Below are 22690 nucleotides of genomic sequence, written 5' to 3' on the forward strand. Positions count from 1 at the left end.
ATGCTTTCGAGATTCTTGATTGTGTTGTGCGGCGTGTGCGTGGGAGTGGTGAACGAGGCCCAGGCCCAGCCTCAGGCGAAGTCGTTATCCGAGTTGTCGTTCATGGCCGGTTGCTGGCGTGGTGGAGAGACCGGGAAGAACGAGATTCTCGAGGAGCGCTTCAGCCCACCTGCTGGCGACCTGATGCTGGGAACGTCTCAGGTCGTCGCCAGCGGGAAGACGGCTTTCTTCGAGTTCATCAAGATCGAAGCCTCGGCAGATGGCATCACCATGACTCCCTCGCCGATGGGGAAGCCCTCGGTAGCCTTCAAGATGGTGAGCCTCGACGGGAAGAAGGCCGTCTTCGAGAATCTCAAGCATGACTTCCCGAAGCGGATCATCTACGAGCTTCGGGACGACGGCTCGCTGGCCGCCAGGATCGAGGGCGACAAGCCGAAGCAGACGCAGGAGTTCGCGATGAAGCCCATTCCCTGCGGAACGGGAAGCCTCGCGAACTACCGGCTGAAGTGGGGCATGCCAGGCCGGGGCGTGGGCCAGTATTCGAACCCCACGGCCATTGCCCAATTCAAGGACCCGTTCGGCATGTCGACGCTCGTCTTCGCGGACACGAACAATCACCGGGTCCGTTTGTCAACCTGGAATGGGATGTTCATCGAGAAGTGGGGAGAGGAGGGGAGCGGCCCCGGGCAGTTCCGATACCCACAGGGAGTCGCCGTCAACAACCAGGGTGACATCGTCATCGCGGACTCCGGCAACAACCGCATCCAGGTTACCGCCGGGGCTCCGGAGAACATGCGTGAGCTGCCCGGAAAGTTCCGGTTCACGTTCGGCCGCCGGGGCACCGGGAAGGGCGAGTTCGAGGAGCCTTCCGGTGTCGCTGTGGATCAGGATGGAAACATCTATGTCTCTGATGCAGGCAACCATCGAATTCAGAAATTCGATGACCAGGGACGCTTCCTCGCCACCTGGGGGGCGCGGGGGCGCAAGACGGGGGAGTTCGACCGTCCCATGGGGTTGGCCGTCGACCGTGCCAACAAGTGGCTCTACGTCACGGATACGGACAATGGCCGCGTCCAGAAGTTCGATCTGGGCGGGAAGTTCCTGCACGCCTGGGGCGATTCAGGCGTGAAGCTTGGTCAGATGTACCGGCCGAAGGGAATCACCGTCGACCCGCGCAGCAGCAATGTCTACGTGGTGGATTCAAACAATCACCGCATTCAGAAGTTCACCTCTGACGGGGCCTCGCTGGGCATCTTTGGACGCAACGGCACCGCGGATGGTGAATTGTGGTTCCCGTTTGGCGTGGCCGTAGACGAGAAGGGACAGATTTTCATCACCGACTCCGAGAACGGTCGCATCCAGATGTTCCAGGAGAACCACAAGGTCGCTGAGCTCTACACCCAGAGGGTCAAGTGACCAATGCCTTCAAGCTATACGGAGCCGCCGTGCTGGTCTCGACGGTGGCAATGGCTGCCCCGCCTTCAACAGAGCGTTCTCTCGTAGTGGAGGTTGATGGCTCCAACCCGAGATGCGCCAAGGGGGGGAGTTCACCTCAATGTAGCTTGAGGGCAGCGCTCGAGGCGGTGAACGGGGCGGGTGGAGGTGTGATCCGGCTGCGCCGGGAAAGCCTCCACTCGCTGACCAGCATTGCCACCGTTAATGGGCTCGAAGGCGGAAGCGGGTTGCCGACTGTGACGGCAGCAGTCGTCATCGAAGGTAATGGCGCCATCGTTGAGCGGAGTACGGCTCCCAACACACCCGCATTCCGCCTCTTCCACATCGCATCGCAGGGACAGCTGACGGTGCGCGACCTCACCATTCGTAATGGAGCGACTGAGGGCTATACGGATGGAGCAGGCCTTTGGAACACCGGGACACTCGTGCTTGAGCGTGTGACGGTCACGGGAAACTCCGCTGGCGACGATGGTGGTGGTATTCGCAACGACGGCGTCCTGAAGCTCGTGAGCAGCAACGTGGTTGGCAATCGTGCCCGTGGAGAGGGAGGGGTGGGGGGAGGGGTGTATAATCTGCCGGTCGCGGGTGCCGGAGAGGCCACACTCATCGACACCAACATTCGTGACAACCAAGCGGGAGACCGTGGTGGAGGGCTCTGGAACAACGGCACCCTCGTCGCGGAGACCTCGACCTTCAAGGGAAACACCGCGCGCGTCGAGGGAGGCGCCATCCGCAACAATGGGGTGATGCGTCTGTCTCAATGCCAAGTGGTGGGAAACCGCTCCGAGGGCCGGGCCGGTGGCATTAGCGCCTTGCGCACCGTAGAGATGACCAAGACGACCGTGTCTGGCAACACTGCCCCAGTCAAGCCGGACGTCGAAGGCACGCTCGTGATGGGGGGCTCGCGCTGAGTCCCCGTTCGGGGAACTGAAGTTGGCTCGTTCTAGCTGCACTCTCGTAGCTCGCGCGGTTCTAAGGGACGGGGTGAGGCGTCCACGGGCGCGGCGACCCCTGCTCCACATCGAACCCACGGCCGAGTTCTCGGGTGCCGAGGCCGGGTGGGCGATGGACTTCGACGAGAGCCGAAAGCGCCCATCCTGCCCCCGGATGTAGCTCTGCTGCATCGTGGTCGCTCGCTCGAAGGTCGTCCGCAGGAACTCGTCGTTCAGCTGCTGCTCCGTCTTGCGTGGGGCCCGCGCGTCCTGGGGTGGCGCTTGGCGACCGCGTAGTCGTTGGACGACAGCCCCTGCGTCATGAGCCGGATGGCCTTCTGGAAGGCGCTGGTGATGCTCAGGTGGAAGCTGTTGTAGACGAGGTGCGCCATCAAGCCGTCGCGCTTGAGGGCCCGGGACAGCCTCGCCAGTGCATGGGCCGGCTCGTAGGTGTGGTGAATCCCCCGTGCACACAATGAAGTCGAACTGCTCCACGTAGGGCGCGTCGTTGATGCTCTCCATCTTCAACTTGAGGTGCTTCACGCCGAGGTCGGCGGCATTGGCCGCGCAGATTTCAGTCGACTTCGTCGAGAGGTCCGTGCCGAGCACCTTCGCGTTCGGGAACAGCAGCGCCGTGAGGAGGGCTTGGTTCGTTCCACAGCCCGCCACCCAGATGTTGGCCTCACGGGGGGCACAGCCGTGTGGCTGAAGTCTTCCACCTCCTGGCTCACCAGCGTGCGCTCGAAGTCGGGGTCCTGGAGCGAGGCGAACATGGAGGAGTTCCACGGCCAGGGGAAGCGGCTGTGGAACTCGCCGATCTTCTCATCCATGGAGGTGATGGACTCCGCCAGGACGAGGTTCTCCTCGTCGCTCTTCTTGGAGACGGCTCCGGGTGTGGGCTGCACCTCGCAGGCCGTGGCGAGCCCGGGAATGAACCGGGGAAGCGGCACGTTCTTGGTCCTCGCTCCCGTGGCCACGCGCAGCTTCGCGCTGGCCCTTGCCTGCTCGATGCTCCGGGCCAGCGTCGCGACGGTCCGGTGCTCGAAGATGCTGCGCATGTTCAGGTCCACCCCGAGGGCCTCGCGAGGCCTCAGGATGATTTGATTGGTTAGCAGCGAGTGGCCGGCAATCTCGAAGAAGTCATCGTCGACGCCAACCTCCGAGAGCTCAATTGACTTGCGCCAGATGGCCGCGAGCTCCAACTTCGTGGGCGTGCGAGGCGGAGCCGACATGCTCCGCATCCGCCCCTTCGCCTCCTCCATCCGGGGCAGCGCCTTCGTATCGACCTTGCATTTGGGCGTGAGCGGAAGCTGGGGGAGGGGAACGAAGTACTGGGGAAGCAGTTCCTGGACGCGGTGGCCGTTGAACTTGAGCTGCGTGTCGTTCCGGCCCTCGAAGCCCAGGAGCCCGCCGGGCAGCCAGCGCGCGAGGTCTCCCGTCCGGTACACCACTTCGCCCTTCGCGAAGGGGCTGGGATGAACCGCTCCCGGGTCGCCTCCGGATTGTCGAGATAGTCCAGCGCCAGGCACTCTCCGCCCAGGTACAGCTCGCCCGTGACGCCCTCGGCCACCGGAGCCAGTCGCTCATCCAGCACGTGGACCCGTGCGTTCGGCGCAGGCCGGCCGATGGGAACGAAGTCCTGGACGTCCTTGCGAGCGTCGAACCGGTGCACGAGGCACCACACCGTCGCCTCCGTGGGCCGTACTCGTTGAAGAGCTCCAAGTGGGGGCCGAAGGTCTCCAGCGCTCGCAGCGCTCGTCGGGTCTCCAGGCCCTCTCCGCCAACGATGAGCCGCCGCACCTTGCTGCCGGTATGCTTGCGCGAGACGAGGAGGGGCAGGTGGCTCGGCGTGAGCGGCACGCTGTCGACGCGGTTGTCTTCGAGGGCATCCATCAGCGCCGCGCCCGCAGAGGAACCCGTGTAGGCGACAATCCTCCCGCCCGAGAGCAGCGGCACGAAGATGGACGTCACCGCGTGCCCATGGCTCAATCGAGAATCAACTCGGCGGTCACGAGATGGGGCCGCCCGAGTTCCTCGGCGCCGAAGGCCAACGCGTAGAGGCCACTCGAAACGCGCTCGAGGAAGCCCCACTCCCAGATGGCCTGCTCATCGACGCCGGTGTGGCTCGCCAGCAGATGGCAATACCGCCGGGCCACTGTGACGGCGTCTCCCGCGAGTAGCTCGGAACACCAGCTGCGCAGGACCACACCCAGGTCGTACGCCGGCTCGGCGAGAAAACCGTCCGGGTCGACGAAGACGAAGCCCGTTTCCGCGCCTGCTCTCGGCGTCAGTACCTGCAGCGCGTTGGCGGGGTGCGGATCGCCGTGGACGAGCACGGCCCGCCCAGGCTCAGCCGCGGCAGCCCGTCGCTCGGCGAACCGCAGCGCCTGGCTGAACACCGCGTGCTGGCAGGGCCGGTCGAGCTCCACCCACAGCCGGCTCACCAGCGCGTACAGCTCGCGCGCCTTCGCTTCCACGGCCGTCTGCGTCGGCTCCACCAGGGGCGGCACTTCCCACGCCCGCGTGAGCAGGGTGCCCAGCGTTTCGAGCTGACGCTCCACCGGCATCCCGAGCTGCTCCATCGAAGGCCCCAGGGCCTCGAGCAGGATTGCGTACTGCTCGAGGTCTGCCCCGAGCAGACGCGCGTAGCCACGGCCTTGCGCGCGTTCGAGCACCTGCGCCTGTATCCGGAAGAGCGGGTCGGGAAGCGCGACCTTGAGGACGACGTCTCCACCGTCGGCCGTCCGCGCCCGCGCGACGAATGCCGCGGTCCCGCCCTCGAGCGCTTCGCCGACCGTCATCGACCATCGCTTCTCGAGGCCGGCGATGACCTCGGGCAGTCCCGCCAACCACGCTTCGCCAGCCTGGCCGAGGCTGGCGGCCTTCTGTCGAACCAACGCCGGCACCTTCATCGCTCGGTCCCTGCCGTCGACACGCTCGCCTCACTGTGCCGGATGGGCCATCGCGTCGAGGGTATCGCGGGGCCACCCCTCCGCCGAGTCTCTTTTCTTGACTATTGATAATTCAAGACTCTAAAGAGGATTTTCAGGTATTCTCGTTTGCCATGTTTCACCTGGGTTCAAGAATGCCCCTGTCGCGCGGGGCCGCAGGGAGTCGCGCGGGCAGGAGCTGGCAGCAGCAGTCCACGCAGCGCAACCCCCGGAGGAAGCACCGCATGAATCGGAAGTCCTTGATGTTCGCCGTGGTGGCAATGGTGGCGGCAGGCTGGGCCAGCACGGTCACCGCCGCGACCGCGAACGGGCCCATCTGTGAGACGTCGGCCTGGGTGAATTCGACTACGTATTACAACTGCAACGGCGGCAGTCACACCGCGCTCGACATCGGCAACGCGAGCTGCAACGAGTGGAACCACCGCGGCATGCTGGTGGGCAACTACTACTACTCGTACGCGGGCGGCTGTGCGGCCGCGTGCAACGGCTCTACCTGCAACGGCGGCGCCGGCAACTACTACACGGTGACGGGCGGCAGCGGCTGGAACTTCCGCCAGCTGCACTTCATCAACAACGTGAGCTCCGGCTCGAAGACGTGCGACCGCTGCGCGCTGGGTCTGGTGGGCGGCACGGGCAGCGCCACCGGCCCGCACTCGCACTCCGACAACCGCAACGGCACCACGCGCCACTCGGCCTGGTACACCAGCGTCGGCACCACCTGCGGCAGCAGCGGCTACTGCAACAACCGGGTGGGCGTCCCCACGCTGTGATTCGTTGAGCTGTTCCCCTCCCGCCCTGGGCTCCAGGGCGGGAGTCGGGATTCCCTCTTCCCCTTCCATCCCGTCTTCGAGCCCGGGGCAGACGCGTCCCGGAGTGGGCTCCTTCCGACATGACTTCCCGTCACCTTCCCAGAGCCGCCATCGCGGGCTTCGTCCTCGCCGTCCTCGTCGCGGCTGGCGTGGTGCTGCTGCGGCGCGATGCCTCCTCGTCCCAGGACGCCCCACCCATGGCGGTCTCCGGTGCCTCGGCCCAGGCCGTGTCCCCGGCGCCTGGCGGCCCGGGCCAGCCCGCTCCGTCCGCGAAGAAGGACGGGCCCCGGGAGCAGATTCCCATGCCGGGGTGCTGGGAGGGACTGCTGGAGCTCGACAAGACCGCCTCGCTGGACTCGCTGCGCGCTGCACTGGCGGAAGCCATCTCGGCCAATGACCGCTTCCTGGCCGAGTACCTGAAGGAGCGGCTCACCGAGGTGGTGGGCAATGACGCCGAGCGCGGCCTCAAGCTGGTGGAGTGGGCGGCCCAGGCCAACGGGCCGGAGACGACCCTGTACCTGGAGGCCCTCAAGGCCGCGCCGGCCGTGCGCAACCCCGCGGTCTCCGAGCGCCTGCTGAAGCTGGGCGAGGACAAGAGCGCCCAGATTGCCACCCGCGCCGCGGCCCTGGACACCCTGGAGACGCAGCACCGCTTCACACCCGAGAGCATCCAGCGGCTCAAGGCCATCGCCATGGACGTCGACGCGGACTCCGCTGCGTGGCTGGCGACCCGCACCATGGGCCGGGTGATGAAGGAGGACTACGAGCGCACCGGCTCCTATTCCTCCTATTGGAAGGAACTGCTCGACATTGGCCAGACGTCCAAGGACCTGGCGGTGCGGCAGCTCGCGCTGGAGATGCCCTCGTACTCCAACCCGCTGCTGGACAGCGCTTCCATTGACCAGTTGGCCGAGCTGATGAAGACGGACCCGGACCGGCAGGTGCGGGAGATGTCCGCCTTCCGGCTGGCGCGGACCGAGGACCCGAAGAGGGCACTGGAGGCCTACCGCGCGGCCTTCGACGGAGAGTCCAGCATCTGCGTGCGCTTCGCGATGATGCTCTACGCGCTGCGGGCCGCCGGGGCGGACGCGCTCCCCCTGGCGGCGGAGTTCGCGAAGAAGGACCCGCGGCTCCAGCAGGACTACCTGGACTTCAAGGAGCTGTACGCGGCGGGCACGGTGGACTGGAGCCGCATCTGGATGAACAAGAAGGAGTACCACGAGTGTGTCGTCGAGGAAGGAGCGCCGCACGAATGAGCACGCCAGGACTGAGGAGCGGAGCGGTTGGCGGAGGCGTGCGTCTGGCGACGCTGCGCGCGGCGTTGCTGGCCGTGGGGCTCGGGCTGGGGCTGACACCGGGCCTGGCCCTGGCGCAGGACGCGGCGCCCCGGCCCCGGCAGACGGCCTGCACCGTCGAGGGTATGTTGGAGGACGTCCGGCTCGCGCTGAAGGAGGGCTCTCCGGCCTACAAGCGCTACGTGCGCTTCCGGCTCAAGGAGGCGGCCATCGCCATGGCGCCGGAGCGGCTGAGCAATGCGGTCATCGAGGAGAGGGATCCTGCGGTGCTGGAGGTGGTGGGCTCGGCCCTGGCCACCAAGGCCAGCAACGCGCAGACGCCCGAGCTCATCCAGCCGTTGCTGTCGCGGGCCGTCCAGGACGCGGACCCGGGCCTGCGCGCCGCCGCGGTGAAGGCGCTGCGCGGCGCGCCCTCGGTGGAGTTCATGGCGCAGAACGGTGACGTCGTCACCTACGAGCAGCTCGTCCGCGACTCCTCCCCGGAGGTTCGCCGGGCCGGGGCGGAGAACCTGGTGACCGAGAGCGCGGAAATCTACTTCGGCCACCACAAGCCCGTCTCCGAGGCGGCGGTGAAGGCGGCGACGGCCACGAAGGACCCCGAGGTGGCCGCGAGGCTGCTGGGCGAGGTCTCCATGGAGGCCGTGGGACACGAGGCGGTGATGGACGTCACCCGGCAGCTGCGCTCGGACGACGTGGGCGTGCGCGCGGCGGCGGCTCGGGCGCTGGGTGGAGTGTCAGGGCCCGAGGCGGCGGGCGCGCGCCGCTCGTTGGTGGAGCTGTTCCGCGGGGACACGGACCCGGCGGTGCGCAAGGCGGCGCTGGAGTCGCTGGCCCGGCTGGGGCAGTCCAGCGCACGGCCGCTGCTGCAGTCCTTGCGTGGGGTGGATGCGCGCATGGACCCGGAGATCGACGCCTGGCTGGGCGCCATGCAGTACAACCTCCAGGAGTGGGACCTGCTGCTGCGCGAGAAGCAGCGGCTGCGGAGGTAGCCCGCGCTTCCGAACGCGAACACCAGGCGAATCACCCACGAGGGCGCGCATGGGGCTCGACCTGAGGTTGCAAGTCACGGAGTCCGGTGGAAGGCCCAGGCCCGATGCGCCCCCCGTCCCGGACCAGACCCATGAGGTACAGGTCCGGCTGCGGCGCGGCTGGATTGGATATCGCGAGTCCGAGATTCACGACGTCCTCCTGGACTTCGCTCGCCGGCGTCGCGTCATGGTTGATGAAGGTGCGCGGACGTACGTCGAGTCGTCGCTGTACGCCCCCGTTTGTGCGCGGCACTTCGAGCTGTCCAACATCGAGCATGTGCGCTCCGTCATCGCAGCCGGGAAGGGCGACACGTCGGACTTCGAACCCATCATCATGGAGCATCAGCTCGCGGTGTTCGACAAGGCGCGGAGACGGACGCTCACGGAGTCGGCGGCTCCGAAGAAAACCGGGCTCGGCGGACTCCTGCGGTCCGTCTTCTCCGGGTCGAAGAAGCCGGGCGACCTCACCGTGCAATCGGACTCGGGACAGACGGTGTATGCCACCGCTGAGGGACGCCGGCTGCTCGCGCACTCGACTGACGGAACCGACGTCGAGCCCGACATGGGCAGACAGTTCGTCAAGTTCCTGGGCTACCGCTACGGTGGCCATCCGCTCATCCTCGAGCGGCTCGCCTCGGCGAGCCGGGTGCCGAGCGAAATCCAATACAGCGCCCGGATGATGAGCGGCCTTCCCTGAAACAACGTCACGTTGAGGCTCCTGTCCGCCAACGTCGTGCCGGACAGCGGGACTCCACTCGACGGCTATCGCCGCGTGGTGCAAGGCGGACCGGGTCTGCCGGATGATTCCATCCTGGAGCGCGTGACTCTCGGTGCCGCCCCTGACCCCAATGCGGTACGGGAGCGGCGGCAGGCGGAGGCGGAGGCATCCGTGGACGCCGGTCGCATGCTCGAAAGCGTGCTCGCGTTCTTCGAGCTGACGCTGGAGACCGGTGAAACGATGCCGGGGCTGGGAGAGGCCGTGCAGTCCATCCCGGACGCGGACGTGCGCCGCTTCCGCGAGGTCATGTCTCAGCCTCCCAGCACCCGGGAAATCGCCAGCGCCATGGCCCCGGCGCTCGTCGAGCTCCGGACCGCGGCGGGACGCCACGCGCATGTCCTCATGAGCTTCGAGGCCGGTGCCCGCCGTGCCCTGGGGGGGGCCCAGGAGGCGCGGGCGCTCCTGCTCGAGGTCATCGAGGCCAACCCGTTCTTCACGGGAGCCTACAAGGACCTGGGAGACCTCTGCGCCGCGGACTCGGACCTGGCCGCGGCCTGGCTGTGCTGGGATGCGGCGCGCAACATCGCGCCAGGCCACAAGCTGTTGAACGACGTGAGTGCGTTGGAGGAGATGCTGGCCACCGAGCATCCCGAGTTCTTCTGAGCACGCAGTTGCTGGCTCGCTCGCCAGACCAGAGACCGCCGCTTCAGCAGTGCCCGGAAAGACGAAGGGCCCGGAACCTTTCGATTCCGGGCCCTTCAATTTGGCGAGGAGTACGGGACTTGAACCCGTGGCCTCCGGCGTGACAGGCCGGCGTTCTAACCAACTGAACTAACTCCCCACAACCTTGGGCGGAACAGGGATTGAACCTGTGACCCTCGCCTTGTAAGGGCGACGCTCTACCGCTGAGCTATCCGCCCCGAAGGCGTCCGCCGCGCTGCAACGAGGGGGGCTTTTATAGAGCGTGCTCCCCACTGTCAAGCATACGTTTTTGGGGTCCTGATCATTCCACCGCGGCTCATTCGTAGAGTGAAGACGCCCGGACAGGCCGTGGCCTGACTGACTGCCCAGCCAGGGGCCGACGGCTCCATCCGGAGCGCGTCTAGCCGCCGTCGACGAGGTCCTGGAGCATGGCGGCGAGCTTCGCGTCCGTCGCCGCGTCCAGGGTGCCCGTGAAGGGCTTGATCGGCAGCGTGCTCCGGAAGACCCAGACCCCGCAGAAGAGCGCGAGCATCAGCGCCGCGCGCGACTCCGCCCTCGGGGGCCCCAGCCACTGGGCGAGCGGTCGCGTCAGTCGCTCCTCCAGCAGCGTCGTCACGAGGTCTCGTACCTCCTCGTCACCCGCCGACAGGAGCATCATCGCCAGTGCGTCCGCCTCGGGCACGGGCTTGTTCATCAGGTACTGCACCACGTGGCGGCCGAAGTCCTTCCGACCGGCCGCGAAGAAGCCCGACAACCCCATGTCGTGCCCCAGCGCTTCCCGGAACAGCTCCTTCTTGGAGCCGAAGTACCGGACGACCAGCGCGGGCGTGACACCCGCCTCCGCGGCGATCTCCCGCATGCCCGCCTGCGCATAGCCCCGCGTCGCGAAGGCCCTTCGCGACGCTCGCAGCAGGTCCGCCCGCGTCTGCTCCGCATCCCGCTGTCTCGGCCGGCCGCTCGACGCCGGACGACGGGTAGGGGACTTGCTCGTGGGGCGACGTTTCGCGGTCATGGGGCACGAAGTAAACGAGTGTTGACAAAAAATACCCCGGTCCACAGTCTTGGCAAGTAAACCGACGTTTACTTGTCGCGAGGTCGAGACCATGAAGACGGACTGGAGCACCCGGGACATTCCCCGGCTCGAAGGGAAGAAGGCCATCGTCACAGGGGCGAACAGCGGCATCGGGTACTTCACCGCCCTGGAGTTGGGGCGGGCGGGAGTCGAGGTGCTGGTCGGATGCCGGGACGTCCAGAAGGGGCAGGCCGCGGTGGAGCGGATGCGGGCGGAGGTGCCCGGGGCGCGCTTCTCCCTGGAGGCGCTGGACCTGGCGAGCCTCGCCTCCGTGCGCGCGTTCGCCGAGCGGGCGCGGGCCGCGATGCCGACGCTCGACCTGCTGGTGAACAACGCGGGGTTGATGGCCGTGCCGAAGCGGCAGACGACGGTGGATGGCTTCGAGGTCCAGTTCGGCACCAACCACCTGGGCCACTTCGCGCTGACGGGGCTGTTGATGCCGGCACTGGGCGCCAGCCGCTCGCCCCGCGTCGTCACGGTGAGCAGCACCGCGGCGTACTGGGGGAAAGTCGACCTGACGAACCTCCAGAGCGAGAAGCGCTACTCGCCCATGGGGACGTATGGGAATTCCAAGCTGGCGAATCTCCTGTTCATGCGGGAGCTGGACCGGCGCTTCGGTGGAACGGGGCTGCTCAGCGTGGCGGCGGAGCCGGGGGCGAGCGCGACGGGATTGCAGAAGCAGGACCTCGCCGCTCGGCTCACGAAGCTCATCGGGCAGTCGGCGGCGGAGGGCGCGCTGCCCTCGCTCTACGCGGCGACGATGCCGGACGTGAAGGGAGGCGACTACTTCCACCCGGGAAGACGCTTCGGCCTGGTCGGGCCTCCGGCGCCCTCGAAGTTCCCCAAGCGCGCCCGCGACACGGAGATGGCGCGTGTGCTGTGGGAGGCGTCGGAGCGACTGACGGGCGTTTCGTATCCGGTGCTCGCGAAGGCGGCATAGGAAATGCGCCGCGCTCGTGTCATCCGGTCGGGTTGGGACGGGCGGGTCGGACCCCTTCACGAGGAGTCCGACCTCTCACTGCGACGTCGGGACTACTTCTGTGCGCCGTTGGAGTCGGTGGGGGTGGTGGTGCCGCCCGTGCCACTCCCGTTCTTCGCGAGCCGCACGAGCTCGGAGACGGAGACCTGGGCGACGCCGCGGTTCAGGTTGCTCGGGTCCTTGGGGTCCTCTGCCCAGAAGCGGAAGACGATGTGCCGCGGATCATCCGACGAGAACTGGGCGTCCACCGGGAACTCGAGGACGGACGGCGCTTCGTTGGTGCCCGAGGCCAGCTCGCCCTCGCCCCCCACCTGCTGCCACGGGAGCTGGTCCGCCAGCCCGTCCCACATCAGTTCATTGAGGGCAATGGCCTTGTCAGAGATCGCCCAGTCGAGCTGCCGGACGCGGATGGGCGTGCCGGTGTGGTTGCTCAGGTCGATGACCGGCCGGATGCCGCCGTCGGCCGCCAGCTCCACCTTCCACTTGTGACCCACCGCGATGACGTCGCCGACAGGCCGGGTGTTGCGCGTCCAGTAGAACGCGGGCAGATGGTCCGGGTTGTTGGAGTGACTCACCACACCGATGGCGGCCGAGTCGGAGCAGAAGCCGATGTGGGCGTAGTTGCCGCGAGTCACGCTCTTGCCCGGCGCCGCGAAGTTGAGCGTCGAGGTGGTGCCGTTCGTGGTGACGGTCGGCACGCCGAACGGGTTCAGCGAGCCTGTGTAGTAGCTGCAGAAGGACGTGGGGCCCTGCACCGTGACGTGCAGGTCGTTCGCGTCGAAGTTGGTGTTGTTGTAGATGTCGACGTTGTAGCAGTAGGCGGAACACGGCGGCGGATTGCCACCACCGGGGGGCACCTGCGCCTGTTGCACATACGTGGTGGCAGCTCCACCGATGCCGCTCATGACCATGGCGACGGCCAGGGTGTGCTTGACGCCAATCTGACGGAAGACGTTCATCACTGCTTCCTCTGCCTCGTGTCCGAGGCCGCTGGGGGGAGGGTTGCACTTCCCCTGAGAGCAGGATTCGAGCCGAAGGCTTCACGCCCCGTGCGACCTGCCCGGAAGCGATGGAATGTGACTCCGAACGTCACGACTCCCGAGGTCGGTGTGACGCCCGGCGCTACAACGCACCGCGCGGTACTGCCGCCGGTGCGGGGCGCGAGCCTGGGCAACGCGCTGGACGTCTGGATGAACGACGGAGAAACGTCATGACCACGTCGATTCGGAATCGCGCGAGCAATTCGCGCTCTGGCTTCTCGGCCGCGCGCACGTCTTCCGAGCCTGTCCGTCCCGGGCGCGACAATCACACGCACCGGGGTGCCGGCCAGCTCGCCCCGGCGTCGCAGGCCCGCCGCTTCCGACCGGTCGATGACTTCACCCGGCAGGGCTGCAAGCCCCAGACTCCTTGATGTGGCACTGGTGGTGCCCAGAGGGGCGCGTCGCCGGACGTCACGTTCAACACGAACTACAACCCGGACGACATGGGCTCCAGGTTCACGCGCGGTTGAGTCTCCGGCCGGGGATCGAGGGGGCCCTCCCGCCGTCCGTGAAGCTGGCATCATCCCGGACCGAGCCCCTCGCTCCGTCTGCACTTCCTTGTCGGTGGGACATCCGGGCCCCTGGATTCGGTGTCCCCCCTCAACATGGAGGCGCTCGGCCTGCGGCACCGCCGGGGCCATGACCTGCGCCGCTCTACGACCGAGGGCTTCTCCCCACGCCGGCCCCCCCGAAGTCGCCGAACCGGGGCCCCGTGCAGCGGAGTGCCGACGTGCCCATGCATTCAAGGCCTGACGACAGCGCACCGGGTCCGCGCCCGGCCCTGAAGGAGGAACATCATGAGCAGGCAGACCCCGCGTCTTCTGTGGGTGGGAGGGCCGCTCCTCGTCGTCCTCGCGGTCAGCAGCGGGTCGGCTGTCGCCCAGCCGACCCAGGTGACGAACCCCTCGCCGGCTGCGACCGCCACAGCTGCCGAACCGGTCAATGCATTCAAGCAGGTCTCCAGCGCGAGCAACCAGACTGACAACCATGTCTTTACAATCCCCGCCGGCAAACGCCTGGTCATTGATTACGTGTCGGCCGAGGGCGAGGTGCCAGCCGGAGACTCGGTATCAGGTATCCACATCAACAACCCGGTCGTTCACTTCTTCGTCGTGAGTGACCAGGGGACCGATATCAACGGCAAGAGCGTCTTTGCGGCCGCGCAAAGCTTCCAGGCCACGCTGGGTCCTTTTCCCCGTCCGACCGACGTCGTCATCCGAATGGAGCGGAGAACGTTCGGACCCGGGAATGAGGCCACACTTGCTGTTTCTCTCGCCGGGCGGCTGCTGACTCCATGACTTCGACGTCCCACCGCGTGGACACGGTCGAGTCCGTCCAGCCAGGCTTCAAACCATCCGTAATACGGTTGCATTCTTGAGTGTGTTCACTCCGGGTGCTGATTTTGATGGGGCGCCAAGGCCTTTCATGTTCCGCTGCCTGGCATCACCCCACCAAGGAGTGGTTATCCATGAAGCGCATCCTGCCATGCATTCTCGCCGCCTTCGCCCTGGCCTGCTCGGGCGCGGACCCCCTGGAGCCGGAGGCGGGTTCCTCCGACGGGACGTCGGCTGACACGCAGTCGGACGCTCGCGTGTACGAGGTCGACCACGGCGGCACCTACCTGGCGGCTCTGACTTGCGGTCCCTGCAACCCGGGCCTCACCTGCCGCTGTGGAGATCATTGCCGGCCCCAGGGCACGCCCTGCCCATAAAGGCGGAACAGCAGTCCCGCCGCGCCCCGGGACGTCCCGGGGCGTGTGGGGCCTCACGGACAGCTCCCGTTGCTCGGGGCGGTGCTCTCGGGCTCGCGCGGCTTCGCAGCCTCGGGCATGTGTCGTCCTCCGCAGTGGCAAGGCCGCCGACCGCCCGGGGAGGGGACACACCTTGCCCTCGTGGTCGCCCGTTGAGACGCTCAGCGCTTGCTGCGACGTTTTCGCCTGGCGGTCTTGGAGGAGCGCGTGCGGTCCGCAGCGCCTTGCAGGATCGGGCTCACTTCTCGTGCGCTCTCGATCAGCGCTCGCCCTACGGGCGCGTCGGTGTCCTCCGCGCGCCATGTGACGAACTCACTCAGATGGGTGTGGAGGTCTTCAACGGGCCGCCACGGCAACGAGGCCTGCGAAGCGGGTTCCCAGAACTTCTCCGTGAGGAAGGTGATCGCGTCGCCGATCACGACCAGGGCCAGGAGCGCCTCCAGGTCGAGCACCTCCGCCGTCACGTGCAGCGTCACGCCCTGTGTGCGCGCCGCCGTGAGGATGTCCGCGTGGAGCCGCGGATGGAGCTGACGTGGCTGGAGTAGCACGCGCCCGCTCGCGAGGTCTCGACGCCAGATCTTCACGAGCCGTGCGAGTCGATGCTCAGGGGAGAGAAGCAGCCCGAGTCGGTCACGGCTCATCCCGGGGCATTCCTCCCGCGCCGAAGTAGGAGCCGAGCAGGGTGCTGGAGGAGTTGACGGTCCTCCGCGCCAGCCCACGTTGCTCGCGTCAGCCGAGCCTGGCCGGGGTTAGAGTCGCCACATGCGTGTCTCCTTCGTCCTTCTCTCCATGGCAGTGCCCCTGGATGGCGAGGCCATCTCTCGCAGCCACCTCGAGCTGTCTTCCGAAGCCACGCGGCTCGTCCCGGAGGAGACGCTGGAGGACGGCATCACGAGCCTGCGCCTGCAGGACGGCTCGGGAGACGTCATCCTCGCGCCCGTCCCGGTCCCCATCCCGACGGGCGAGGTCGAGGCGTCAGCGGCCCTGAGCCTCGCGTCCTTCGCGTCGATGCCCGGGCTCGCGCCGCATGCCGCGCACGTCATCGTGACGTTCAGGGACGAGGCCCGGCGCGCACCGGCCGCCGAGGCGCTGGTACTTGCCCAGGTGACGGCGGCCGTGGCGCACGCCACCGGAGCGGTCGGGGTGTACTGGGGCATGGGCCACGTGGCGCATCCCGCCGAGTTCTTCATCGATGCCGTGCGTGACCTGGACCTCCCCTTGCCCGCGCTCATTGGCCTGAGCATCGTGCGCGACGGAAAGGGACTGAGCGTCCTGAGCGTGGGGATGGAGCAGTTCGAACTGCCGAACATGCTCGTGCTCGCCGACAAGGCCCAGGGCGGCGAGGTCATCAAGTTCCTTTTCGACATGCAGGGCTACGTCCTCAAGCGCGGGAAGGCGCTGCCGGATGGCGACACGGTGGGCCGCACCGCCGAGGAGCGCTTGCGGGTGCGCTATGTGCCGTCCCCCACCGACGCCTCCGCGCAGGTGGTCCAGGTGGACATGCGAAAGCCCGGGCTCTGGGCGCGCGCCCGCCAGTTCCTGCACAACTGAGATGCCGTACAGCTCCATGCCAGCATCAAGGACCTGCTGGTGCGGCACGAAGACGCCGTCCGGTACCCGTGGGTAGACTGGTGTCAGGAGCGGATACGGGTGACGGAGGGCAATGTGCTGGAACACTCCAACATTCTTTCCACCCGCATGCGGCCGGGGATGTCCGTCGGGGACACGGGCGCCCGTGGGTTGCACCAGCTCGTCCACTTCATGCTGGATGGGGTCTACTCGGACGCGCGACGAGGGACCTGCCGGGACTTCACGCTGGAGGTGGACTCGGATGGCGCCCTCTCCGTCTTCGCCACCGGCCGCTTCGCGCCCCCGGCGGAGCTGGCCGAGGTGGTGCTGGGACGCGTCGGGCAAAAGATGTTCCGATGGATGGATTGGGGCCGGGACAGCATGATTCATGACTGGGGCTGGGGCGTCGGCCTGCCCGTCGCCCTCGCGCTTTCGTCCCGCTACGAGATGGACAGTTGGGACGGAGCGCGACAGTGGCACCTGTCCGGAGTCGAGGGCCGTCCGTCGGGTGAGCCCCGGGAGGTCCAGCCGCCGGAGCCGCTGCCCATCGCCACCGAGAAGGGCGTCCGCATCCGCCTCGTCCCCGATGCCACCCTCTTCGACACGACGGTGTTCGACGCGGAGAAGCTCTCGCGCCGCTGCAGGGAGCTGGCGTTCCTGGCCCCCGGGGTGCGCGCCCGGTTCACGGACCACCGGACGGGAGAGAGCACGCGGCTGCACTATGCAGGAGGCATCTCCGAGCGGCTCCTGGAGCTCACCGCGGACGTGCCGCGCCGCCATCCCGAGCCGCTGGCCTTCGACGTCGAGTGGGAGGGTTTCCGAGTTCGGTGTTCGCTCCAGTGGTGTGAGGCCGAGAGCGGCCTGTGGTCCTACGCCAACACGGCGCGGACGCGCGGGGACGGCGTGCACGTGGACGGTGTCATCCTGGCCCTCCGGGAGGCCCTCTCCGTGCTCACGGGAGAGCCGGTCCACGTCTTCTCCCGGGCCAGACTCGAGCGCGAGCTGCGAGCCATCATCGCCGTGGATGGCTCGGAGGACCGGCTGAACTTCGAGGGGGCCACCAGGGACCGGCTGCTCGCCATCGACGGCCTGGGGGAGGCCGTGAACGACCTGCTCCGTCCCCGGATGGTGGAGGCCCTGCGGGAACACCCCCTGACATCCTGGCTCGTGACACACGGGCGGGTCCGGCCCCGGCCCGCCGTCGTGACGAAGCGCCGGCCGCGCGACTGAAGCCACGGGGATGGGACAGTCCGGCCTGCGCGCCTCGGAGCGTCGCCGCACCAGGCTCGGTGCCCGGCGGACTCATGTTCCATGGCTTGCCCTCTCGAAACGACGATCGGGCACCAGCCACATCAGTGCAACCAGCACATAGACTGCCTCGGAAAAATGTTCATTGAAGAAGGCGCTGACGATGCCGACAACATAGAGCACCGGCGAAATCTTGCCTTTGATGTCGCGCCCGACCGCCACCGCCAGGGGGGATTTCCTGTCGTGCGTTTTGACCATGGAGCGTTGCAGCAGCAACCAGGCGACGGCGCACATCAGCAGCATGAAACCGTAGAGCGCCAGCGGCACGGACGAGAAATGGTTCTCGCCCATCCAGCCGGTGGCGAAGGGAATCAGCGACAGCCAGAACAGCAGGTGCAGGTTCGCCCACAGCATGCCGCCGCTGACATGGTCGATGGTGTGCAGGAGGTGATGGTGGTTGTTCCAGTAGATGCCGACGTAGATGAAGCTGAGCACATAGCTGAAGAAGACCGGAATCAGCGGCTGCAGATCGGCCAGCTCGGTGCCGTGCGGAACCTTGAGCTCGAGCACCATGATGGTGATGATGATGGCGATGACGCCGTCGCTGAAGGCTTCGAGTCTGTTTTTGACCATGCTTTCCCATATCACGCCCAGTATTTGTTTGCTTGTGTTCAGGGGGGCATGGACCGGGTGATGTCTGTTGCTGATTACAGGGTTGGAAGGAGACAGGTTCGTGAGTCTCGTCCATCTCGGGGCTGTGCGCCCTTCATGAATTGGCTAGCGTCGCCCCATGCGCTCCTCCCTGACTCCGCTTCTCCTCGTCGCCCTCGCCGCTGGCTGCAGCTCCTCGACCCCGAAGGCCCCCGACGAAGCAGCAGGCGCCACGGCTGACGGCCCCTGCGACCCCGAGTTCAGGTCCGTCCTGGCGAAGCAAACAGACATGGACGCCGAAACCCTCGCGCGGCTCACGCTGACTGGCATTGGCGAGTCCTGCAGCGGGCTGCCCGGAGACATCCAGAAGACCCTCGAGGCGGTGACCCAGGTCGATCCCGCCGACGGAGCCACCCTCGTGATGGCCGGTCTGGACGAAGAGAGCTCCTTCGCGCGACTGGGGTGCCCGGGCTTCGAGGCGGCGAAGAGCGCGATGCTCGCGGCCCCCGGCCCGGAGCGGGCGCGAGCCTTCTTCAAGAGCTGCGAACTCGGGCGTCTGAACCTGGTGAGTGAGGCGGAGGTGGACACGGCGTGGAAGACCGGTGCCTTCGCCTCGGGTGTCCTCGCCGCTCCGTCGCTGTACGTGTGGCTCGTGGAACACCGCATGACGAAGGCCGAGGCAAGAAAGCTCACGCGCCAGCTGATGGGCCTGCGCTGAGCACGCGAAGGCGTCCGGCCTCGAGCGGCCCACTCGGAAACGCCGTCGCGACCTGGATTCGCTCGGACCCGGACACGAGCACCGCTTCCCTGGCCGCGGCCGTCTTCGAGTAGGGCCCACTCGATGCTCGCCCCCGGACTCTAGAAGGGGTCGTTGCCGTCCAGCGCGACGGCGGAGAACACCGACCACCAGTCGTTCTCGTCGCGCCCGTCGTAGCAGGTCACCTCCTGCTGGCCCCGCGTCCAGGTGGTGTGCGAGTTCCCGAAGTGCGAGTGCAGCGCGTGGTTGGTGCCCACGTGGATGAGCCGCACCCGCTTGCCGCCGGTCCACGCGCCTCCGCCCTCCACCTCGACGCGCCAGTTGTCATTCCCGTCGCCGTTGCCGTTGTCCCCGAAGCAGGTGACCTCCTGCTGCCCGGTGACGGGCGAGGGATGCCCGCTGTGGCTGTGCAGGTTGCGCCCCGTGCCCCGGTGGTTCAGCCGGATGATTTGACCATGAGACACCGGCATCGTCCGCTGGTAGTCGTTCGCGGTGCCGTGCGGCCCCCGGATGCGCCACCAGTCGTTGTCGTCGTAGCCCTCGTAGGCCGTCACCTGCTGCTGGCCCGACGTGCCCGTGTGCACGTAGTTGTACGGATGCGAGTGCAGCGCCCGGCCCCCCGCGCAATGCCGCAGCTTGACGAGGCTGCCATACGTGACGGTGAAGCCCTGCGGCGGCGACTGCAATTCCGCCAGCACATAGGGGTGGTCCGTCGGGTTGTTCGGCGGATTCCTGCGCGCCACCGTCCTCACGGAGAACGGCCCCCGGTAGTAGATGAAGTCGGGGGTGCCCGGGGCCTCGTCCTGCGGATGCGTCGCCGGGGGCCGGGGCACGGGCAGGGTGTTGGTCAGCGAGCTGTGCGCCATGAAGTGGTCGTACTGCGCCGTGTGGAAGTCATCGTTCTCTTCTGGCCACGCGTTGAAGTCGCCCCCGAAGATGATGGGGATGTTCGGGGCGCGCCCGGCCGTCATCGCGGCGGCCTGATGGTGGCCTGCGATGTTCTCCACGTGCTCCTGCTCCCACTCGAACTCCGGGTCGCCACGATGAACCGGGCTGAAGCGCGTGGAGAAGATCTGGATGTTCATGCTGTCCACGGTGAAGTGGCTCTCCACCGTCCCGAAGTGTGTCGCGTCATTACCCATCATCACCGGGTGATAGGTGGCCGCTCCGAGCGGGAAGCGCGACAGGATGCCCACCGCCTTGTGCCCTCGAAGCCCGAGCTCGGTGGTGTTCGCCCAGTGCCGGTACGGCAGCCCCGTCAGCTCCGAGAGGCGAATCACCTGGTTGACGCCATTGCCGAAGGGGAAGCCCTTCTCGTTCCGCACCTCGTTGAGGAAGACGACGTCGGGTGCCAGCGCGCGAATCTCCTCCGCCAGCCGGGGAATCGTCGCGTTGCCCTCCAGGTTGCCCGTCATGCTTCCTTCCGCGATGTTCCAGCACATCACTCGCAACAGCACTGCCATGGCCTGTCCCCCTTCTTGAATGTCGAAACCTGAGATGGATTGCGGCCGGCCCGGCCCATCAACTCCTGTCGACATCCTGGATACGAAGCCCGCCGCTGCTCCTGGCTGTTCGAGTCCGTACCCGCCCGATGGGCGCGCGGTAACGCCTAGCCCGTGGGTCGCGAGAGGGGCAGGCGCACCGTGAAGGTGGCGCCCTGGCCGGGGCTGGACTCCACCTGGATGGAGCCGTTCATCGCGTCGACTATCTGCCGGGTGATGTAGAGCCCCAGCCCGAGCCCGCCGTAGTGCCGCTCCGACACGGCGCGCTCGAACTTGCCGAAGATGCGCGACAGGTCGTCCTGGGAGATGCCGATGCCCTGGTCCTTCACCGTCACCATGGCCATGTCCCCCTCCCGCCCGAGCCGCACCTCCACCGGCGTGCCCGCGCCGTAGCGCACGGCGTTGCTCAGCAGGTTCCCCACCACCTGTTCCACCCGCAGCGGGTCCCACAACCCCACCAGCGGCTGCCCGGCGTCCCGCACGGTGAGGGTGATGCCCATCCGCTGGAACTCGTCGCGGAAGGCCTGTGAGACCTGCTCCACCAGGAGGCCCAGGTCGACCTCCCTCGGCTCCAGGGTCAGCCGCCCCGCCGTCAGCCGGGACACGTCCAGCAGCGTGTAGATGAGCCCGGCGAGCCGGCCGACCTGCCGCTCCAGGGCCTCGGAGCGGGAGGCGAGCTTCGTGGCCAGCTCGGGGCTGCCGAGGGCGAGCTGCCGCAGCAGGAGCTGCAGTTGCAGTCGCAGGCTCGTCAGCGGCGTGCGCAGCTCGTGCGCGGCCACGGTGAGGAACTCGTCCCGCACCCGCACGGCCTCCTCGGCCTCCCGCAACAGGCGCACGCGCTCGCTCTCCGCCTGCCTTGCCTCGCTGATGTCCGTGTACGCGCCAATCCACTCCCGCAGGGAGCCATCCGGGGCGAACACCGGCACGGCCCGCACCAGGAACTGGCGGTACTCGCCGTCGTGGCGGCGTACGCGGTTCTCCATCCGCAGGGGCTCCCTGCGCGCCACCGCCCGCCGCCACTGTTCCAGGGTCTGCAGCCGGTCATCGGGGTGCACGGCCTCGAGCCAGCCCAGGGGGGACGTGGCCTTCTTCGGGTCCTGCCCGGTGTAGGCCATCCAGCTCCGGGATTCCTGCCGGACCACGCCGTCGGCGTCCGTCGTCCACACCATCTGCGTGGTGGCCTCCACCAGCGAGCGGAAGCGCTGCTCGCTCAGGTAGATGCTCTGCATCACCCTCTTGAACTCGGAGACGTCGAAGAAGGAGGCGACCGCCATGGCGGGTTCCTCCTCTCCAGGGTGGTGCAGCGGCTGGGCATTGATGGAAAGCCAGATGAGCGTGCCGTCGGGCCGATGAACCCCCATGGAGACACTCCTCACCGGCTCGCCGGTGCGCAGTGCCACCATGGCCGGATGCTCGTCCCCAGCGAAGGGCGAGCCGTCCTCGTGGATGGCCCGCCACCGCGGGTCCATGGAGGTGCGGCCCGTCAGCTGGTCCAACGTCAGCCCGAGGATGCGCTCGGCGCTCGCGTTGGCGGTGATGATGTCCCCCTGCCGGCCCTGCACGACGATGCCCTCGTCGAGCGCGGCCAGGATGGCCCGGTAGCGTGCCTCGCTCTCGCCGAGCGCCTGGGCCGCGGCCTCCGCGTGAGCCCGGGCGGCGCGCTCGCTCACCAGCAGCTCCCGCTGCTGCTCCTGGAGCTGGTGCCGCTCGGTGACGTCCTCCACGAAGGAGTACAGCTCGGTGGCGGCGCCCTCACGGCGCACCGGGTGGAAGCTGATGCAGTAGATGTTCCGTCTCTCCGGCCGCGCCGGAGATTCGAAGGCCAGCACCTCGTGCTCCACGGACTGGCCCGTGTCGAGCACCTGGCGTGCGCGGCGGATGAACTGCTCGGCGGCGGGCGAGGGCCGGAGCACTTCGTGTGCGCGCCTGCCCAGGTAGGCCTTGCGAAGCTGGCCGGTGGTGGCCATCAGCTGCATGGCCACCAGCCGGTCATTGAGCTCCACGAAGCGCAGCTCCGAGTCCAGGACCGCGATGCCCAGCGGAGCCCATGACAGCAGCCCCTCGAGCCTCTCCCTGCCGTCTCGCGGTTCCAGCGACATGTGGTCAGCCTCCACCCTCGACGCGCGGGGTCCTCCCTCGAACACTTGTATAGAATTGCAATCCATGGCCCGGGGGGGAGCCGAAAGAAGCAGTAGCCAGGGGCTCGGTGCGCCTGTCCTCCGGTACACGCCA

At 67.5% G+C, this 22690-nt stretch carries 22 protein-coding genes, 2 tRNA genes and 3 pseudogenes; 14 read left to right on the plus strand and 13 right to left on the minus strand.

The features are described 5' to 3' along the window. Complete coding sequence (locus OV427_RS35490) at positions 1-1416, plus strand: DUF6265 family protein (protein ID WP_267860653.1); 1416 nt, start codon at positions 1-3, stop codon at positions 1414-1416. 188 nt (positions 1417-1604) lie between these two features. Beyond that, positions 1605-2366 (plus strand): hypothetical protein, encoded by a 762-nt coding sequence (locus OV427_RS35495; RefSeq protein ID WP_267860654.1) that lies wholly within the window; start codon positions 1605-1607, stop codon positions 2364-2366. A 254-nt stretch (positions 2367-2620) separates the two neighbouring features. On the opposite strand, the gene OV427_RS35500 is transcribed toward OV427_RS35495, so the two are convergent. From OV427_RS35500 to OV427_RS35510, 5 genes and pseudogenes are all read right to left on the minus strand, one after another. Continuing rightward, positions 2621-2863 carry a hypothetical protein gene (locus tag OV427_RS35500; protein ID WP_267860655.1) on the minus strand — a complete coding sequence of 81 codons (243 nt, stop codon included), beginning with the start codon at positions 2861-2863 and terminating at the stop codon, positions 2621-2623. A gap of 31 nt (positions 2864-2894) precedes the next feature. Further along, positions 2895-3173, minus strand: a pseudogene (locus OV427_RS50875) (hypothetical protein); the annotation flags it as partial. A gap of 239 nt (positions 3174-3412) precedes the next feature. Then, a pseudogene (locus tag OV427_RS50880) lies at positions 3413-3574 on the minus strand (phosphopantetheine-binding protein); the annotation flags it as partial. Beyond that, a pseudogene (locus OV427_RS50885) lies at positions 3496-4478 on the minus strand (AMP-binding protein). The pseudogenes OV427_RS50885 and OV427_RS50880, both read right to left, overlap by 79 nt. Then, on the minus strand, positions 4373-5299 hold the full coding sequence (locus OV427_RS35510; protein ID WP_267860657.1) for an aminoglycoside phosphotransferase family protein: 927 nt from the start codon (positions 5297-5299) through the stop codon (positions 4373-4375). The pseudogene OV427_RS50885 and the gene OV427_RS35510 overlap by 106 nt, the downstream one beginning before the upstream one ends. A gap of 263 nt (positions 5300-5562) precedes the next feature. Here OV427_RS35510 and OV427_RS35515 point away from each other — a divergent pair, with 263 nt between their 5' ends. From OV427_RS35515 to OV427_RS35535, 5 genes are all read left to right on the plus strand, one after another. Next, positions 5563-6108 (plus strand): peptidase M23, encoded by a 546-nt coding sequence (locus OV427_RS35515; RefSeq protein ID WP_267860658.1) that lies wholly within the window; start codon positions 5563-5565, stop codon positions 6106-6108. A gap of 119 nt (positions 6109-6227) precedes the next feature. Continuing rightward, complete coding sequence (locus OV427_RS35520) at positions 6228-7403, plus strand: HEAT repeat domain-containing protein (RefSeq protein WP_267860659.1); 1176 nt, start codon at positions 6228-6230, stop codon at positions 7401-7403. After that, positions 7400-8431 carry a HEAT repeat domain-containing protein gene (locus tag OV427_RS35525; RefSeq protein ID WP_267860660.1) on the plus strand — a complete coding sequence of 344 codons (1032 nt, stop codon included), beginning with the start codon at positions 7400-7402 and terminating at the stop codon, positions 8429-8431. The genes OV427_RS35520 and OV427_RS35525 overlap by 4 nt, the downstream gene beginning before the upstream one ends. 49 nt (positions 8432-8480) lie before the next feature. Then, positions 8481-9167: a hypothetical protein gene (locus OV427_RS35530; protein WP_267860661.1), complete on the plus strand. Its 687-nt coding sequence runs from the start codon at positions 8481-8483 to the stop codon at positions 9165-9167. A 12-nt stretch (positions 9168-9179) separates the two neighbouring features. Next, positions 9180-9851 carry a hypothetical protein gene (locus tag OV427_RS35535; protein WP_267860662.1) on the plus strand — a complete coding sequence of 224 codons (672 nt, stop codon included), beginning with the start codon at positions 9180-9182 and terminating at the stop codon, positions 9849-9851. A gap of 101 nt (positions 9852-9952) precedes the next feature. Here OV427_RS35535 and OV427_RS35540 read toward each other — a convergent pair. The 3 genes from OV427_RS35540 to OV427_RS35550 form a co-directional block, all read right to left on the minus strand. Beyond that, positions 9953-10029, minus strand: a tRNA-Asp gene (locus OV427_RS35540). Between the two features lie 7 nt (positions 10030-10036). Then, positions 10037-10108, minus strand: a tRNA-Val gene (locus OV427_RS35545). 182 nt (positions 10109-10290) lie between these two features. After that, positions 10291-10902, minus strand: a complete 612-nt coding sequence (locus OV427_RS35550; RefSeq protein ID WP_267860663.1) for a TetR/AcrR family transcriptional regulator — start codon at positions 10900-10902, stop codon at positions 10291-10293. 91 nt (positions 10903-10993) lie between these two features. Between OV427_RS35550 and OV427_RS35555 the strand changes: the two genes are divergently transcribed. Further along, entirely contained in the window at positions 10994-11902 is a 909-nt protein-coding gene (locus OV427_RS35555) for an oxidoreductase (protein WP_267860664.1), read from the plus strand. A gap of 92 nt (positions 11903-11994) precedes the next feature. Here the strand turns inward: OV427_RS35555 and OV427_RS35560 are convergent, their stop codons facing one another. Further along, on the minus strand, positions 11995-12900 hold the full coding sequence (locus OV427_RS35560) for a hypothetical protein (protein ID WP_267860665.1): 906 nt from the start codon (positions 12898-12900) through the stop codon (positions 11995-11997). Positions 12901-13017: 117 nt separating this feature from the next. Here OV427_RS35560 and OV427_RS35565 point away from each other — a divergent pair, with 117 nt between their 5' ends. The 3 genes from OV427_RS35565 (at position 13018) to OV427_RS35575 (ending at position 14692) form a co-directional block, all read left to right on the plus strand. After that, positions 13018-13155 (plus strand): hypothetical protein, encoded by a 138-nt coding sequence (locus OV427_RS35565; RefSeq protein WP_267860666.1) that lies wholly within the window; start codon positions 13018-13020, stop codon positions 13153-13155. Positions 13156-13778: 623 nt separating this feature from the next. Continuing rightward, complete coding sequence (locus tag OV427_RS35570; RefSeq protein ID WP_267860667.1) at positions 13779-14279, plus strand: hypothetical protein; 501 nt, start codon at positions 13779-13781, stop codon at positions 14277-14279. A gap of 170 nt (positions 14280-14449) precedes the next feature. After that, the gene (locus tag OV427_RS35575) at positions 14450-14692 is read left to right on the plus strand and encodes a hypothetical protein (protein WP_267860668.1); all 243 of its coding nucleotides are present in this window, start codon (positions 14450-14452) and stop codon (positions 14690-14692) included. Between the two features lie 200 nt (positions 14693-14892). Here the strand turns inward: OV427_RS35575 and OV427_RS35580 are convergent, their stop codons facing one another. After that, positions 14893-15372 (minus strand): LysR substrate-binding domain-containing protein, encoded by a 480-nt coding sequence (locus tag OV427_RS35580; RefSeq protein WP_267860669.1) that lies wholly within the window; start codon positions 15370-15372, stop codon positions 14893-14895. Between the two features lie 121 nt (positions 15373-15493). Here OV427_RS35580 and OV427_RS35585 point away from each other — a divergent pair, with 121 nt between their 5' ends. Together OV427_RS35585 and OV427_RS35590 are read left to right on the plus strand one after the other, a co-directional pair. Further along, positions 15494-16282: a DUF4261 domain-containing protein gene (locus OV427_RS35585; protein ID WP_267860670.1), complete on the plus strand. Its 789-nt coding sequence runs from the start codon at positions 15494-15496 to the stop codon at positions 16280-16282. A gap of 99 nt (positions 16283-16381) precedes the next feature. After that, a complete protein-coding gene (locus OV427_RS35590; RefSeq protein ID WP_267860671.1) occupies positions 16382-17530 on the plus strand; it encodes a DNA gyrase subunit B in 1149 nt (382 codons plus the stop codon). Between the two features lie 72 nt (positions 17531-17602). On the opposite strand, the gene OV427_RS35595 is transcribed toward OV427_RS35590, so the two are convergent. Continuing rightward, positions 17603-18181: a TMEM175 family protein gene (locus OV427_RS35595; RefSeq protein ID WP_267860672.1), complete on the minus strand. Its 579-nt coding sequence runs from the start codon at positions 18179-18181 to the stop codon at positions 17603-17605. A gap of 307 nt (positions 18182-18488) precedes the next feature. On the opposite strand from OV427_RS35595, the gene OV427_RS35600 reads away from it, so the two are divergent. After that, positions 18489-18917, plus strand: coding sequence for a hypothetical protein (locus tag OV427_RS35600; protein ID WP_267860673.1), 429 nt, complete (start codon positions 18489-18491; stop codon positions 18915-18917). 140 nt (positions 18918-19057) lie between these two features. On the opposite strand, the gene OV427_RS35605 is transcribed toward OV427_RS35600, so the two are convergent. Beyond that, the gene (locus OV427_RS35605; protein ID WP_267860674.1) at positions 19058-20419 is read right to left on the minus strand and encodes an MIR domain-containing protein; all 1362 of its coding nucleotides are present in this window, start codon (positions 20417-20419) and stop codon (positions 19058-19060) included. A gap of 146 nt (positions 20420-20565) precedes the next feature. Beyond that, positions 20566-22557, minus strand: a complete 1992-nt coding sequence (locus OV427_RS35610) for a PAS domain S-box protein (protein WP_267860675.1) — start codon at positions 22555-22557, stop codon at positions 20566-20568. Positions 22558-22690: the final 133 nt, after the last annotated feature.

The organism is Pyxidicoccus sp. MSG2 (assembly GCF_026626705.1).
GTDB lineage: Bacteria > Myxococcota > Myxococcia > Myxococcales > Myxococcaceae > Myxococcus.

Coding starts and splice junctions, on each gene's coding strand:
- OV427_RS35555 (WP_267860664.1), top strand. CDS start 10,994: ATGAAGACGGACTGGAGCACCCGGGACATTCCCCGGCTCGAAGGGAAG.
- OV427_RS35575 (WP_267860668.1), top strand. CDS start 14,450: ATGAAGCGCATCCTGCCATGCATTCTCGCCGCCTTCGCCCTGGCCTGC.
- OV427_RS35560 (WP_267860665.1), bottom strand. CDS start 12,900: ATGAACGTCTTCCGTCAGATTGGCGTCAAGCACACCCTGGCCGTCGCC.
- OV427_RS35525 (WP_267860660.1), top strand. CDS start 7,400: ATGAGCACGCCAGGACTGAGGAGCGGAGCGGTTGGCGGAGGCGTGCGT.
- OV427_RS35515 (WP_267860658.1), top strand. CDS start 5,563: ATGAATCGGAAGTCCTTGATGTTCGCCGTGGTGGCAATGGTGGCGGCA.
- OV427_RS35530 (WP_267860661.1), top strand. CDS start 8,481: ATGGGGCTCGACCTGAGGTTGCAAGTCACGGAGTCCGGTGGAAGGCCC.
- OV427_RS35610 (WP_267860675.1), bottom strand. CDS start 22,557: ATGTCGCTGGAACCGCGAGACGGCAGGGAGAGGCTCGAGGGGCTGCTG.
- OV427_RS35550 (WP_267860663.1), bottom strand. CDS start 10,902: ATGACCGCGAAACGTCGCCCCACGAGCAAGTCCCCTACCCGTCGTCCG.
- OV427_RS35570 (WP_267860667.1), top strand. CDS start 13,779: ATGAGCAGGCAGACCCCGCGTCTTCTGTGGGTGGGAGGGCCGCTCCTC.
- OV427_RS35580 (WP_267860669.1), bottom strand. CDS start 15,372: ATGAGCCGTGACCGACTCGGGCTGCTTCTCTCCCCTGAGCATCGACTC.
- OV427_RS35605 (WP_267860674.1), bottom strand. CDS start 20,419: ATGGCAGTGCTGTTGCGAGTGATGTGCTGGAACATCGCGGAAGGAAGC.
- OV427_RS35585 (WP_267860670.1), top strand. CDS start 15,494: ATGCGTGTCTCCTTCGTCCTTCTCTCCATGGCAGTGCCCCTGGATGGC.
- OV427_RS35600 (WP_267860673.1), top strand. CDS start 18,489: ATGGACGCCGAAACCCTCGCGCGGCTCACGCTGACTGGCATTGGCGAG.
- OV427_RS35595 (WP_267860672.1), bottom strand. CDS start 18,181: ATGGTCAAAAACAGACTCGAAGCCTTCAGCGACGGCGTCATCGCCATC.
- OV427_RS35520 (WP_267860659.1), top strand. CDS start 6,228: ATGACTTCCCGTCACCTTCCCAGAGCCGCCATCGCGGGCTTCGTCCTC.
- OV427_RS35510 (WP_267860657.1), bottom strand. CDS start 5,299: ATGAAGGTGCCGGCGTTGGTTCGACAGAAGGCCGCCAGCCTCGGCCAG.
- OV427_RS35490 (WP_267860653.1), top strand. CDS start 1: ATGCTTTCGAGATTCTTGATTGTGTTGTGCGGCGTGTGCGTGGGAGTG.